This is a genomic window from Treponema brennaborense DSM 12168 (assembly GCF_000212415.1).
In the GTDB taxonomy this organism is placed as follows: Bacteria; Spirochaetota; Spirochaetia; order Treponematales; family Treponemataceae; genus Treponema_F; species Treponema_F brennaborense.
On the sequence record NC_015500.1, the window covers coordinates 1,504,898 to 1,518,719 of the forward strand.

The 13,822-nt window shown below is 48.8% G+C and carries 13 protein-coding genes; 10 read left to right on the plus strand and 3 right to left on the minus strand.

Annotated elements, in window-relative coordinates; all coding sequences use genetic code 11:
- Positions 1–233: 233 nt before the first annotated feature.
- Positions 234–659, plus strand: coding sequence for a prepilin peptidase (locus TREBR_RS14790; RefSeq protein ID WP_013758404.1), 426 nt, complete (start codon positions 234–236; stop codon positions 657–659).
- Here the strand turns inward: TREBR_RS14790 and TREBR_RS14795 are convergent.
- Positions 649–906 (minus strand): type II secretion system F family protein, encoded by a 258-nt coding sequence (locus TREBR_RS14795; protein ID WP_425358333.1) that lies wholly within the window; start codon positions 904–906, stop codon positions 649–651. The genes TREBR_RS14790 and TREBR_RS14795 overlap by 11 nt on opposite strands.
- 218 nt (positions 907–1,124) lie before the next feature.
- On the opposite strand from TREBR_RS14795, the gene TREBR_RS06520 reads away from it, so the two are divergent.
- The 5 genes from TREBR_RS06520 to TREBR_RS06540 all read left to right on the plus strand — a co-directional run bounded on the left by TREBR_RS06520 (position 1,125) and on the right by TREBR_RS06540 (position 5,311).
- Positions 1,125–1,310 carry a hypothetical protein gene (locus TREBR_RS06520; protein ID WP_041610361.1) on the plus strand — a complete coding sequence of 62 codons (186 nt, stop codon included), beginning with the start codon at positions 1,125–1,127 and terminating at the stop codon, positions 1,308–1,310.
- Positions 1,307–2,206 carry a hypothetical protein gene (locus TREBR_RS06525; RefSeq protein ID WP_013758405.1) on the plus strand — a complete coding sequence of 300 codons (900 nt, stop codon included), beginning with the start codon at positions 1,307–1,309 and terminating at the stop codon, positions 2,204–2,206. Before TREBR_RS06520 ends, TREBR_RS06525 begins: the two co-directional genes overlap by 4 nt.
- Before the next feature lie 278 nt (positions 2,207–2,484).
- Positions 2,485–3,462 carry a hypothetical protein gene (locus TREBR_RS06530; protein WP_013758406.1) on the plus strand — a complete coding sequence of 326 codons (978 nt, stop codon included), beginning with the start codon at positions 2,485–2,487 and terminating at the stop codon, positions 3,460–3,462.
- A complete protein-coding gene (locus TREBR_RS13605; protein ID WP_013758407.1) occupies positions 3,462–4,661 on the plus strand; it encodes a YARHG domain-containing protein in 1,200 nt (399 codons plus the stop codon). Before TREBR_RS06530 ends, TREBR_RS13605 begins: the two co-directional genes overlap by 1 nt.
- 119 nt (positions 4,662–4,780) lie before the next feature.
- Positions 4,781–5,311, plus strand: a complete 531-nt coding sequence (locus TREBR_RS06540; RefSeq protein ID WP_013758408.1) for an HD domain-containing protein — start codon at positions 4,781–4,783, stop codon at positions 5,309–5,311.
- Here TREBR_RS06540 and TREBR_RS06545 read toward each other — a convergent pair.
- Positions 5,260–6,627, minus strand: coding sequence for an MATE family efflux transporter (locus tag TREBR_RS06545; RefSeq protein WP_013758409.1), 1,368 nt, complete (start codon positions 6,625–6,627; stop codon positions 5,260–5,262). The genes TREBR_RS06540 and TREBR_RS06545 overlap by 52 nt on opposite strands.
- Before the next feature lie 16 nt (positions 6,628–6,643).
- Positions 6,644–7,594: an ROK family protein gene (locus tag TREBR_RS06550; protein ID WP_013758410.1), complete on the minus strand. Its 951-nt coding sequence runs from the start codon at positions 7,592–7,594 to the stop codon at positions 6,644–6,646.
- 143 nt (positions 7,595–7,737) lie between these two features.
- On the opposite strand from TREBR_RS06550, the gene TREBR_RS06555 reads away from it, so the two are divergent.
- The 4 genes from TREBR_RS06555 (at position 7,738) to thrA (ending at position 13,791) form a co-directional block, all read left to right on the plus strand.
- A complete protein-coding gene (locus tag TREBR_RS06555) occupies positions 7,738–8,811 on the plus strand; it encodes a KamA family radical SAM protein (RefSeq protein WP_013758411.1) in 1,074 nt (357 codons plus the stop codon).
- A 219-nt stretch (positions 8,812–9,030) separates the two neighbouring features.
- Positions 9,031–9,840 carry a sigma-70 family RNA polymerase sigma factor gene (locus tag TREBR_RS06560; RefSeq protein ID WP_013758412.1) on the plus strand — a complete coding sequence of 270 codons (810 nt, stop codon included), beginning with the start codon at positions 9,031–9,033 and terminating at the stop codon, positions 9,838–9,840.
- 80 nt (positions 9,841–9,920) lie between these two features.
- A complete protein-coding gene (locus TREBR_RS06565) occupies positions 9,921–11,186 on the plus strand; it encodes an argininosuccinate synthase (RefSeq protein ID WP_013758413.1) in 1,266 nt (421 codons plus the stop codon).
- Positions 11,187–11,283: 97 nt separating this feature from the next.
- A complete protein-coding gene (gene thrA, locus TREBR_RS06570; RefSeq protein ID WP_013758414.1) occupies positions 11,284–13,791 on the plus strand; it encodes a bifunctional aspartate kinase/homoserine dehydrogenase I in 2,508 nt (835 codons plus the stop codon).
- Positions 13,792–13,822: the final 31 nt, after the last annotated feature.

The window sequence follows — 13,822 nt, forward strand, 5'->3', positions numbered from 1 at the left end:
CGGATGAATTCGCGTTCAGAACGTTCGTGTCGCTCAGAACCGGTTGCTTCCGTTCAAATCAGTTTGGAAAATGGACAAACTTTTGTGAGTGATATTTACGGTCATTTGAGAATTGAAGATTTGAAGAATACCGAACGATACGTGTTATCGCTGGCAAAAAAATATTTGCAGCAATTTTTGGATACATCCTATGATCCGGCCGCAGCAGAACGACTGCGGAATTTATCGTAACTATGCGGACGTTTCTGTTTTTATGTTTCGCGGTACCGATCAGTATCGTGGATATCAAGACAATGCATATACCCGATTGGCTGACCGTTTCCGGCTGTATTATGCTGCTTCTTTATTATCTGGGTTTTCACCGTACGGAATTGCCGGCCGCAGCAGCGGGCGCCGTAATTATATTCACGGTATTTTATCTGGTTAGAAAACTTACTTCAAACGGATTAGGTTTCGGCGACGTAAAATACAGTTTTTTATGCGGACTGTACGGAGCATTTCCGGTGATTGTTTTCGGCTGTATAATTTCAGCAGTCTTGGGATTATGCTGTTACGGTCTCGTTGCGCTTTTTAATGGCACCGAACGTATTCGACGGATGCGGATTCCGTTTGCGCCGTTTATGAGCGCCGGAACGCTTATCGCTTTTTTTATAATATAGATCCGTACAATGAAAAAATAGGAACTATAATCGTTACGACGAGTGAAAGCAATAAAATACCGACGAAAATTATGAGGGCCGGTTCTATCAGTACCATACAACGGGCGGAAAGCTGTTCCGTCTCATTCTGAAAATAATTCCTGATTTGCGAAAACACTCGATCCGTTTTGCCCGACCGTTCTCCGACAATGAGCCATTGACTCATATATTCGGGAAATTCCGAATGCTTTGAAAAAGCTTCAGATATTTATGCGGTTTTCTGTGAAGGGGGAAGAGCCGCCTATCCGGTTGCGATACGCGGAGTAAAGTATCTGGAATTCGTTCTGGACGCAGATAAAGGCGAAGCGTGCAGTGTCTACGGAGAATTGTTGTAGGAACTGTTACAAAGGTATATGATATGTTTAGATATCTGGTACCTGAAGACGTGATATATTATCCGGGACAACATATCATGTGGTAAATGAGATGAGTGAAGCGACGGGACCTGAGGGACGTTATATGCTGGATGATGTAATGATTTTAGAAAGTACTTATTCAAAGAAAAAAGAGATTTTTGGTGTTGGAAATATCAGAACCTTAAACGACCTTAAATTCGTAAGAAATGATGGAAGTGAAGAAGCAAGAAAATGGGAAATCAGGAGACAAAAATGATGAAAAAAATATTAGTGACAGCACTTATACTTTTAGTAGCTACAATTCTATTTGCACAAGAATATCCATTAATAAAAGTAGCAGAATTTGAAAATAGAGCTGAAAGCAGTTTTTTATATACACAGGAAATTAAACCTGAAGATATGGAAATTGGAAATATAATAGCATTTGATAAAGATGGAAGAATACTAATACAGCAAATGCAACAACGAGAAATTCAGATTTATAATGAAATAGGACAAATAAAAGCGTCTAGCATTTTGAAATATAATGCCCCTTTATTGCCAATAAAACAGATTCTGAATGATAAAATAATGTGTTCATTATCAATAGGTAATACGACTATGATTGATTATGATGGCAAAATTCTTTTTGATGTAAATTTTTATGGTATTGTAAACTCAAGTTTATTTCCATCTTCATATTACGACGAAGCAAGCAACATACTTTTATTTACCGATAATCAATATAAACTACACAGTATAGTGAATCCGGGAATGGATGAAGCACAGAATAAAGCGAACTATAGGAATCCAGAGGAAACGATAGCATTATTTGAATCAGGTACAGATTTACAAGGACTAACGAGAGACGAAAAAGGAAGAATCTATAAGAATGGTAAGTTTATTTCAGGAGGAACGAATTTTAATCCAGTAGTGAATAATAATTATTATTTACTAGACCCAAGGAAAATATGGGTTAGTGATGACAATAATAAAGATTTGGCAGCAATAACAATAATACAGCAAAGAAACGAAATCCATGAAAGTACAGCTGTACATCCCAGTGGAGACATATACTTGCTACGATACAACAAGGAAACTGACAAACACATTTTATATAAAATAGAAAACACCTGGGACTTGGAAGCAAAGAAAGCATGGCAAAACAGATAAACAGTATCGTTCTGCTTTTACCCCTACGGCACAGCTTACGCGTCAGGCGCGAGGGATAGGAGTACCGAAGTACCGGGAGGGCCGGTTTAGCGGACTTCCCGGTATGAGCCGCTGGGCGGCGAAGTACGGATAGCCCGTTTTGAAACGCACGGAAGATGCGTTTCAAACGCGCCCAAAAAGGAAGGAGAAAGATTTATGGCACAGAGGAACAACTTAGAACGGGCGAGTGCAGGAACGGAATGGCGAGACGTTCCTGCACTCGGTAAGTAAGAGCGGCAATGACGCTCTTACGACATGAAGGCACGACCGACTGGAACAATGACCACCCCTGGGACAGCAGGAAGAAAACGCCAGTTGGACAGAAGATAGAATGGTGGGGAGAAAACGAATGGCAGGAAACGGGAGACGGAGGACAAATACCGATACACAGTTGGACCCGATGGAACGATAACAGGCAGGAGAGCAAAAGCGTAGCGTATGGGTGGGGGTGTTGGGACAGTGTGGAAGGTTTTAATAAAGAACTGAAAGCTCAATCTGCGCAAATGAAAGCATATCGGGAAGGAAGAGAAGAAAAGAATAAGAAATATAGAGAACTTGATACGAATTGGGATGAATCGCAGATGACAGCTCCGGGAGGGCAATGGGCAAATTATCTGTTTAAGGAAAGATCATCGAAAACGGATAAGCAGACAATCAGTACGAATACGGCAGACGTATCGGTACCGGGGTTGAGTACGTATTGGGACGAGAACAACCAATTTGTAGCCGGAAAACATGAATACGATACGAGCGGAATAGACTGTTCCGGGTTGGTACATCTGGCGGCGGTATACAGCGGGAACGGATATGAATTACCGAATAAGGCAAGTGAAAGTGCGGGAAAAACGGTGAATACTTCTGGCTTTGCCTCGGATATGTATACACAGAAGCTCTATACAGATATGTGGATGTTGGATATAAAAGATGACAACCCTGATGATACTAAAAAGACGACTCGAGATAGTCAGAGAGAAATCCTTTCCCATGCAGTACCCGGGGATATACTGGTTGTAGCCGATTCACACGTGGTAATTATCAATGATATCAGGCTCACACAGGAAAACGGCAAAGTGTTTGTCAAAAACTATGCAGATGTGGATGTGATACATTCGACGAGCGGACTTAAAGACGAAACCCCTACATGGATGGTACGCAAGGGAACATGGGAAAATATACAAAAAACGGTAACAGACTATCAATTGAGGAGAATAAAGTAATGAAAAAAATAACAATGTATGTTTTTTTAAGCATATTGGTATTTCCGGTGGATTCACAGACAATAGAGAAAGTATTCCAGACAGATGAAATAGTTCATAAAACAAGAACGATATATGAAAGTCCTTTCGGAATATATGTAGACGAAATAGAACAAAAAATAGAAATAATGAATGGAAATTGGGACGGTTCAAATGAAATACACATCGGTACAAATCAAGAAATCATACCTAAAGACAATGTGCAGGCTGCATGGGGTGAGGTATATATAAAAATGGATGATTTCTATATTGGAGGTTCTGCATCATATATAACAATACAAAAAAGTAAGAAAATAATTAATGAAATTAAAGATACGAAATCCGGTATCAGTTTTATCCTGAAGGAAGGGAATGGGTATATAGTATATTATGTGAACGATAAAGGGATACCGAGAGCAGTAGACACCGAAGGCCGGATATACGAGAATACGGAAGCGATAGCGTACTTAAAAGAATACGATGAGCAGAAGTATGAACAGAGCGTGCAGCGGGCAACGGAACTCGGTTTGGCAGACCGGTTCCGGAATAATGAAGTATTGGTATGGGGTCGGACATATTATTCGACAGTAGATATATTAGAAACATACTGGGGTAAAAGTCCATATATAATATCAGGACAAATACAATATGATGCACAAGGGTATGGTTATCAATGCGATTTTTATGGGAAAAAATATAAATCATTTTTGTGTATAGTATCTCCTGAAGGTGAACGTATAAATATAACAGGACTAACTGACTTTTCAAATATATTATCAACCTATGAAGATGGCTGCCGTTTTTCAACCAGTATGTACGTCGGGTTTGGAGGAAACATCTATTACTACATAGCCGGGGAAGAGTATACGGAAGTATTCCGTATACGGCGAACCTGGGGAGAACCTGACCTGTACGCCATGGCAATCAACGGATATACGGACGACAGTTACGGTAAGTATGTAGAAGAGACGCTTGCAAAGTTGAGCAAAGCGGAACTGCGCCTGTTAAGAAACACAGTGTTTGCACTGTACGGATATACGTTCAAGAGTGAAGATTTGAAGAATCATTTTGATAAACAGGTGTGGTACACGGATGAAAGTAAAACGGCTTCGGATATGACGCTGCCCTTGCATCGGCAAAAACTGCTGGAACTGGTACAGGCAGAAGAAGCTAAGCGGTAGATAATATCGTTCTGCTTTTACCCCTACGGCACAGCTTACGCGTCAGGCGCACTTGGTTTTGCTCTCCTTGCCTCAAATATGCTTGTATTTTGAGGCATTTTGCCGTATATTGATGACATATGACAGTAAAAAAAGGGCGAACGGCTGATTCCGTCACGGCAGTCGACGCGATACTTGAAAAAATGGTTCGGTATACCCGTATTCTTGAAACGAAACGGTTCATACAGCACGGCAGAACGTCTGTTTTTTCACACAGCGTCAGCGTCGCTTATTTCAGTTTACGGATCGCGCGTTTTTTCCGTTTGAGAATCGACGAAACGTCGCTCATCCGCGGTGCACTGTTTCACGACTATTTTTTATACGATTGGCATAATAAAACCGGCCGGTCGCGGATGCACGGTTTCGTTCATCCCGAAATTGCACTGGCAAACGCCCGGAAAACGGATTGTCTGAACGCGATAGAGACCGATATCATACGAAATCATATGTTCCCGCTTACGTCGAAATTTCCGCGGACAAAAGAAGGATTTCTCGTTTCCTGCGCGGATAAAATCTGTTCAGTCATAGAAACCTGCAATCTGACGGGGTTGCTATTTTCTTATGCGCACGTCGCTGCGGATCGTGCCGTTCCTCCGTATTTTTTCCGGTAATATACGAAGTTGACGGCACCGCGGATCGTTTCGTCAAGAAAAATCGTAACGTAAATGGACAGCATCCCAAAATGGAATCGTTCTACGCACAGCCACGCGAATCCCGTTATCAGAATCGAACCGAACAGTTGTGAACACAGCATCCACTTCGTATTGCCGTTTGCCCTGATTGCCGAACCGCAAATGATGTTTACGCTCTGAGAAAACATGATGATGCCTATCCATTGCAGATACGGAATTCCTTGCGTGATGACAGCCGGATCGTTTGAAAAAATCCGTAACAGGCTCCCCGGAATCAAAAAGAAACCGGCAGCAGCAGCAGCGACGACGGCGAAGTTCAACGCAACCGTAACGTAGAAAAATCGGTTCGCGTTGCGCCGGTTTCCGGCACCCACGTTTTGGCCGATCATCGTCAGCGCCGCTTTCGACGTTCCCTGATAAATCATCGAAACGACGCATTGGAACCCGAACGTCAGCGTAAAAATCGCCATATGCAGATAACTGAATCCGTTTATGAACCGTATCAGCAGCAGATTCGACGCGTTCCACAAAAGATACTCCAAACCGACGGGCATCCCCAATTTTATCGCCTGCACGTACGGCCTAATCGCCACCCATTTTTTCATATCGGTGCACAATGCGTATTTTTTTCCGTTAATCACCAGACAATAGCACGCGATAAACGAAAACGAACACACGTTTGCTGCGAGCGTTCCGATCGCCGCACCGGCGACTTGCAACTGCGGAAATCCGAATTTGCCGAATATCAAAATCCACGACAAAATGACGTTCAAACCGACTTTCAAAATACCCGCGTACATGATCGGTTTCGTTTCACCCATTCCTTGTAACATCGACTGCAGAACGCTGTCGAACCCGATGAAAATGAGGTACACGGAACAGATTTTTACATATTGAATACTGTAACCGATAATCTGCGGATCAACCTGAAAAAAAACGAGAATAGGCTGCGCGCCTATTTGCCACATCAAAAAAGCGCCGATGCCGATAAACGAATGGAACAGACAGGAACTGGCAATATACGTCGGGATTTCCTTTTCCCGCCGTGCGCCGTACAGATTCGATATGATGATCGTAATGCCGATACTTACCGCAACCAAACTGTCTTCCAGCGCGACGAACGGCATTTGCGCAGCCCCTGCGGCGGATACGAAGCGCGTATCCAAATTTCCCAAAAATGCCTTATCGGTCAACGATTGCAGCTGAAATACCAATCCCTGCACGACGAGCGGAAACGATATCGTTATGATTTTTTTTAGCGCACCGATCGTGCTTTCTTTTTGCGTATCCGCCATGATAACTTACCTCCCTTTACGTCCGTTCACACCATTCCGTTACGATCATTTTCCGCAAACCGGCTTCGTACAGCGCCAGCATATCCGGTACGAATTGAAGGCGCGGAATCCGATTTGCCGGTAGAGAGGCCGAAAGGCGCGCACGTACGCAGCGAAGCAGATCGTCGGTAACGCGCTCTCCCGAAACGAGCACGTCGGGTACGTCGAGCACGCAGGTGAGAACCGTAACGCACTGTGTGAGCGATGCCGCCGCGTCCGATAAATCGGAACAGACCGATTCCAATTCGCCGGCAAAACCGTGCGCACCTCTGAACAGTTTCCCGTCGAGTACGATTCCCGTTCCGATACAGCCGTTCACGTACGCAACGTGGGCAAAATTGCGCAGCCGCTCCGTTTGGGCGAACGCCGTCGCGTTGACGTCGTTTTCAATGAAAACCGCCGCCTGCAGCTCCGTCTCAAGAAGAGCCGCAAGTTCCGTTCCTTCCAGTAGGGGAAAGCGGGGCACGTGCGTAATCTCGCTGCCGTCGACGATGCCCGGAATCCCCAACGCGACGGCACTGATCGGCTTAAACTCGTTCCGGATACCGCAGACAAAATCGGACACGGTTTCCGCCGTACAGTGCGCCGAAACAGGAAGTTCAAAACGGGCTGTCGGAATTCCGTACGAATCGCATACGGCGGCCCGCAGGATAAAATGATCAAAATACAGAACGAGACCGAACTGATACGACGCGTTCAACGCGTACCGCGCCCCCGGCCGGCCGCCGCTGCTTTCAGTTCCGGCTGCAACCGACACTTCGTTCCGTTCAAGTAAGTCTTTGATCAGCGACGATACGGTCGGATAGGTCAGGCCCGACCGTTTTGAAAGCGCGCCGATTCCCAACGGACTTTCCGCACGCAGCAAGTTCCGTACGACTTTGCAATTCTGCATTTTTACCAGATTGAAATGTGCCGTCTGTTTTTCCATAACGCGACGATACTCCGTTTCTATATATTAAATATACTTTAAAAAGTATATTTAATATATAGCGTAAAATATTCCGCGTGTCAACCGCAGGGCAACCGGGCGCTCCATTGACATCGCGACGCCGCTGCCGTATACTTTTTTGCATGAAAACGCAGGATCCCGGACTGACACCGGAAGAGCAGCAGTTCTGCACGGAAGCGGAACTGCCTTTTTTTATCTCGACACATTTGAAAAAGGTGCTGGAGCGGCTGTACGTCAGCGGACAGCGGGACGGCGACCTGTCGCCGTTTTACGCGCTGCGCCGGCAATACGTTCCGTCTATTGAAGAAAAAAACGTTCTGCCGTGCGAACTGTCGGATCCGCTCGGCGCGCACCGCTATCAGATAACGCCGCGTCTGGTTCATCAGTATAAAAACCGCGTGCTGCTGCTCACCACCGCACGCTGTTTTGCCTATTGCAGACATTGTTTCAGACGGACGTACACTTCCCGTAAACAGGGCTTCATAACCGACGCCGAATGCGGCGAAGCGTGCGCCTATCTCTCGTCTCACCCCGAAGTACAGGAAATCCTGTTTTCAGGCGGCGACCCGCTCACTGCTTCAAACGATGCGCTGCGGCAATTGATTCGGCGCGTCCGCCGTGCGCGGCCGGGAATCCTTATCCGCATCTGTACCAGAGCACCGATCGCCGAACCGGAACGTTTCGATTCCGAACTGATCGCCCTGTTCAAGGAAAACGCGCCGCTGTGGGTCATTCCGCACGTCAATCACCCGGCCGAAATTTCAAATCGATTTTCACCGGAAAGTTACCGGGCGCTAAGCGGCCTCGTTTCGGCGGGAATTCCGGTACAGTCGCAAACCGTGCTGCTGCGCGGAGTCAACGATTCGGTGCCGGTTTTGGCACAGCTGTTCCATGAACTCACCTGCATGGGAATCAAACCCGGCTATCTGTTTCAGGGCGATTTGGCGCCCGGAACGTCGCACCTGCGCGTTCCGATCAGGGAGGGCGTCAAACTGTACGAACGGCTGCGCGGCGAACTTTCGGGTCTGTCCACGCCGGTTTACGCGGTCGATCTTCCCGGCGGCGGCGGAAAAATAAACCTGCTTCAACTGGATCCCGAACTTCTCCGTACCGGCGTGTCGCAAAACGGGAACGACTACCTGTTCACCGATGCGAACGGGAACGGGTGGACGTATCCGAAATCGGAATATGTCTGAAAAAGTAGACAATAGTATTGTATTTTTTTGTAGACAGTTACCGGAGGAACTGTCAGCTTTTTCATAAAAACGATATCCCGTTTAAACGATGGATGTGTATTTCTTTATAATTAAAGTATATAAAATTTACGCAAAAATGCTTTTCTCATCCTTAAAGTTGGCATGGTTATTGCTATGAAATAAGCGGAAACAAAGTTGCTAAGGATAAGGAAGTAAAATATGGAAAAAAACATCTACGCAAGTTATATGGCTCAAATCCAGCGTTATCCGCTTTTGACCCCCGAACAGGAAAAAAAGTTGTCCGCCGATATTCACAACGGCGACACTTCGGCTAAGTTGAAACTCGTTCAAAGCAATTTGCGTCTCGTCGTCAGTATTGCGAACAAATACGTTTCAGACCGCATCGGCGTCATGGATCTGATTCAGGAAGGCAATCTCGGTCTGCTGACAGCCGCTTCAAAATTCCATTATTCGTTCAATACCCGTTTTTCGACGTATGCGTATTCGTGGATTACCCAATACATACTGCGTTTCATACAAAATAAAATTCCGTACATCACGCTGCCGCACCGCAAAGAAGAAATGCTGCGTAAAATTCATATGGCAAAAATAGATCTGATGCAGCAGCTGCAAAGCGAACCGACCCTGCGGGAAATCGCCTCGTATATGGACGTATCCGAATCCGACATATCCGGTGCGCTGATGCATGAATACGTATATTCGAGCATAGACGCCGAAATCGACGGCACGTCGAATCTGACCTGCGCGGACATGATTGCCGATCCGTCGCCGTCTCCCGAACAGCTGTGTCTCAAAAACCTTGAAGCGGAAGACATCCGTTCTCTCGTTGAAACGCTGCCTGATCGGGAACGGCAGGTCATTTATTACCGATTCAATTTCGACAACAGCCGTAAGCCCTGGACGCTCCGGCAAATAAGCGAAATGCTCGGTATTTCGGCGGAAACGGTCCGGCAGATGGAACTGCGCGCGCTACAGTTCCTGCGCACCGCCGCCGTGAAAGTATCGTAAAAGTTCCGAACGGCTTGTATCAAAGCTTTCATAATGCTATACTGTCTTCACTTTTTGTTAAAAATTCAGTGAGGAATTGTATGAGTAAAGACAAAGTTATTCTGGCTTATTCCGGTGGACTTGATACGACGGTCATCATTCCGTGGCTCAAGGAAAATTACGATTACGACGTTATCGCGGTCTGCATCGACGTCGGGCAGGGCGACGATTGGAACGTTATCAAAAAACGCGCGCTCGACACGGGCGCAGCCGCGTGTTACGTCGTCGACGCCCGCGAAGAATACATCACTGAATACATTTGGCCCGCACTCAAAGCGAACGCCGTATACGAAGACCGGTATCTGTTGGGAACGTCGACGGCGCGCCCGCTTATCGGTAAAATTCTGGTCGAATACGCCCGTCAGGAAAAAGCCGTAGCCATCTGCCACGGTGCAACCGGCAAGGGAAACGACCAAGTCCGCTTTGAACTGGCGGTAAAAGCGTTCGCTCCCGATCTGAAAGTGATCGCCGCCTGGCGCGATTCCAAATGGCATATGGACAGCCGCGACGCCGAAATCAAATATCTCGAAGACAGAAAGATTCCCGTTCCGATGAAAAAGGACCAGTCGTACAGCCGCGATGAAAACATCTGGCATCTGTCGCACGAAGGACTCGAACTTGAAGAAACGGAAAACGAGCCGAACTGGAAGCACATGCTGAAGCTCACGACCGTTCCCGAAGAAGCGCCCGAAGCGGGCGAGTACGTTACGCTCGATTTTGAAGCGGGCGTCCCCGTCGCCGTCAACGGCAAAAAGATGACCGCGCTCGAAATCATGACCGAATTGAATAAAATCGGCGGACGCAACGGCGTCGGTCTGGTCGATATTTGCGAAAATCGCTGCGTCGGCATGAAAAGCCGCGGCGTGTACGAAACTCCCGGCGGCGCGATTCTGTATTACGCGCACGAAATGCTCGACCATCTCTGTCTTGACCGCGACACGTACCATTACAAGCAGCTGATCGCCCAGCGTATGAGCGAACTGATTTACGACGGAAAATGGTTTACGACGCTGATGGACGCGCTGATGGCGTTCGTCGACAAAACGCAGGAAACGGTTACCGGCTGGGTAAAACTCAAGCTGTACAAAGGTTCTATCCGCGGCGCCGGCTCCCATTCGCCGTACAGTCTGTACAATGAAAGCATCGCGTCTTTTACGACGGGCGATTTGTACGACCACAAGGACGCGCAGGGATTTATCACGCTGATGGGATTGCCGCTGAAAGTCCGCGCGATGATGGAACAGAAAGCCGGAATCGGGCAGGCGGTGCTCAACAGCGCGCAGCTCAAAAAACGGCCGACCGAATAGACCGAATAACTGCAGGCGGCCGTTTCCGAAACGACGGAAGCCCGCCCGCAGCGTTTTTTGATTACGACGCAACTTTAAAAATAAAGGTGAGGTTACTATGTTAACGCTAAAATTCGGCGGTACGTCTATGGGAAACGCACGCAGAATCATCGCTTCCGCCGATATCATGATTTCCCGCGCACAAGAAGATCGCATCAGTGTCATCGTTTCGGCTGTATCCGGTATTTCAAACCGGCTGCAGGACAGTATCGACGGCTGTATAGCCGGAAATCAGGCCGAGGGGTACGTCGCGGAACTGCGCCAGACCCACGCCGATATCTGTTCCGAAATAATGTCGACGCTGACCGGTTTTAACGCGCAGGACGTACTGAACCGGCTTGAACCCGCCTTTAGCGAATACGCGCGGCTGCTTTCCGCCGTTTCTGCGTTCGGCGAATGCCCGCTGTCCGTTCATTGCCGTATTATGGGAATGGGCGAACTGCTGTGTGCGCCGATAGTTGAGGCCGTACTGCTTGCAAAACGGCAGAGCGTGCTGCGTCTGGATTCACGCAAATTCATTTTCACTTCAGGCAATCAAGCCGAAGGCGATCCCGATTACGCGCGCACCGCGGCGGCGTTCGCACCGTATCGCGACGGCGACGCAAAAAGTCAGCCGCGCATTCTGCTGCTGCCCGGTTTTATCTGTTCCTGGAGCGCCAAATCGGGTGAAACGGCGCCGGGACTTTTAGGACGCAACGGATCCGATTTTTCTGCCGCGATTGCCGGCGCTTCGCTCGGAGCCTCACGCGTCGAGTTTTGGACCGACGTGGACGGTATTTACACCGCGGATCCCCGCATCGTACCGGACGCGATTTTGGTAGACGATATGACGTATGAGGAAGCCATGGAATTGTCGTTTTTCGGCTCGAAAGTGCTGCATCCCAAAACGCTCGCGCCGCTGGCGGCGAAAGGTATCGAAGCCTGGAGCCTGAACAGCCACAATCCGGCAGCCCGCGGAACGCGGATCGGTAAAGGTCCGTATTCCGTCAGCGCGGAAAGCGGACCCGTCCGCGGCATTTCCTGTCTGAAAGGAACCGCCATGATCAGCGTGTCCGGTTCCGGCATGAAAGGCAGAAGCGGCACGGCGGCGCGAATTTTCGCAGCCGTTTCACGCGCGGGCATTTCGATGCTGCTCATCACTCAGTCGAGTTCGGAATATACGATCAGTTTCTGCGTGCGGCAAAGTCACGCAGAATCGGTGCTGGACATACTGTCCACGGAATTCGATCTTGAAATCCGAGAACATCTGATAAACAGAATCGAAGTTCAGGCGAACTGCGCCATCGTGTCTATCGTCGGCGACGGTATGAAACAGAAACGCGGCGTCGCCGGGACGTTCTTTGACGCGCTGGCGTCTCAGGACATCAACATTCTGGCGATTGCGCAAGGTTCGTCGGAGCGTTCTATCAGCGCCGTCATTTCCGGTGCGAACGGAGATACGGCGGTGCGCATTGCGCATCGGTTTTTCTTCAACACGGCGCAGACTATCGAAGTGTTCGCGTTCGGCGCGGGAACCATCGGCGGCTGTCTTATCGATCAGATCCGCGATCAGCAGCGCGGACTCGCCGCTCAGAAAATCGACATAAAAGTCATGGCCATCGCGACGATGGACACGATGCTCGTCGCGCAAGGCGGCGTCGGTTCGGCCGGACTCGATCTGAGCGACTGGCGAGCGGACGTCGCCGCGTCGCCGCTCCAGACGTCGCTCGACGCAATCCTCGATTTCGTGCGCGAAACGAAACCGCTCAATCCGGTGTTCGTCGACTGCACTGCGTCTTACGACCTGCCGGAACGCTACATCGACATACTGAAAGCCGGAATGCACATCGCCACGCCGAACAAACGCGCCAATTCCATGTCCATGGATTATTACCACGAACTGCGCCGTACCGCGAACGTAATGCACCGCCGCTTTCTGTACGAAACGAACGTCGGCGCGGGACTGCCGATTATCGACACGTTACAGAATCTGTTCAAGAGCGGCGATAAACTGACCGGATTTTCGGGCATCATGTCCGGGTCCCTGTCGTATATTTTCGGCCGCCTCGACGAAGGCGCGACGTTCAGTCAGGCCGTGCTTGAAGCGCGTGAAAAGCGCTACACGGAACCCGATCCGCGCGACGATCTTGCGGGCCTCGACGTTGCGCGTAAAGCGCTCATCATCGCCCGCGAATCGGGTATGGAATTGGAACTGGACGACGTGGTCATCCACCGGGTGTTTCCGGAAAGTTTCGACGCGTCGGGTACGGTGGACGAATTTCTCAAAAAACTGCCGCAGGTTGACGCCCATTTCGGCGAACTGATGAAACGGCTGCGCGCGGAAGGCAAAGTGCTCCGTATGGCCGCGTCGATCAGGGACGGTGAATGCAGCGTCGGCATGATGGAAGTGGAGCAGTCGCACCCGCTGTATTCGGTCAAAGGCGGCGAAAACGCGTTCGTCTTCCATACGCAGCGCTACAGCCCGATTCCGCTTTCCGTTATGGGTTACGGCGCGGGAGCAGGCGTAACGGCGGCAGGCGTGTTCGGAGACATTCTGCGAACCGTTTCATGGAATCCCGAAGTTTGACCGCACCGTACGTACGTGCAGAACAGGAGCA

Bases quoted from the DNA above. Each gene is read 5' to 3' on its own strand.
- thrA (WP_013758414.1), top strand. From the start codon at position 11,284: ATGTTAACGCTAAAATTCGGCGGTACGTCTATGGGAAACGCACGCAGA.
- TREBR_RS06530 (WP_013758406.1), top strand. From the start codon at position 2,485: ATGACGCTCTTACGACATGAAGGCACGACCGACTGGAACAATGACCAC.
- TREBR_RS06560 (WP_013758412.1), top strand. From the start codon at position 9,031: ATGGAAAAAAACATCTACGCAAGTTATATGGCTCAAATCCAGCGTTAT.
- TREBR_RS06555 (WP_013758411.1), top strand. From the start codon at position 7,738: ATGAAAACGCAGGATCCCGGACTGACACCGGAAGAGCAGCAGTTCTGC.
- TREBR_RS06540 (WP_013758408.1), top strand. From the start codon at position 4,781: ATGACAGTAAAAAAAGGGCGAACGGCTGATTCCGTCACGGCAGTCGAC.
- TREBR_RS06525 (WP_013758405.1), top strand. From the start codon at position 1,307: ATGATGAAAAAAATATTAGTGACAGCACTTATACTTTTAGTAGCTACA.
- TREBR_RS13605 (WP_013758407.1), top strand. From the start codon at position 3,462: ATGAAAAAAATAACAATGTATGTTTTTTTAAGCATATTGGTATTTCCG.
- TREBR_RS14790 (WP_013758404.1), top strand. From the start codon at position 234: ATGCGGACGTTTCTGTTTTTATGTTTCGCGGTACCGATCAGTATCGTG.
- TREBR_RS06550 (WP_013758410.1), bottom strand. From the start codon at position 7,594: ATGGAAAAACAGACGGCACATTTCAATCTGGTAAAAATGCAGAATTGC.
- TREBR_RS06545 (WP_013758409.1), bottom strand. From the start codon at position 6,627: ATGGCGGATACGCAAAAAGAAAGCACGATCGGTGCGCTAAAAAAAATC.
- TREBR_RS06565 (WP_013758413.1), top strand. From the start codon at position 9,921: ATGAGTAAAGACAAAGTTATTCTGGCTTATTCCGGTGGACTTGATACG.
- TREBR_RS06520 (WP_041610361.1), top strand. From the start codon at position 1,125: ATGAGTGAAGCGACGGGACCTGAGGGACGTTATATGCTGGATGATGTA.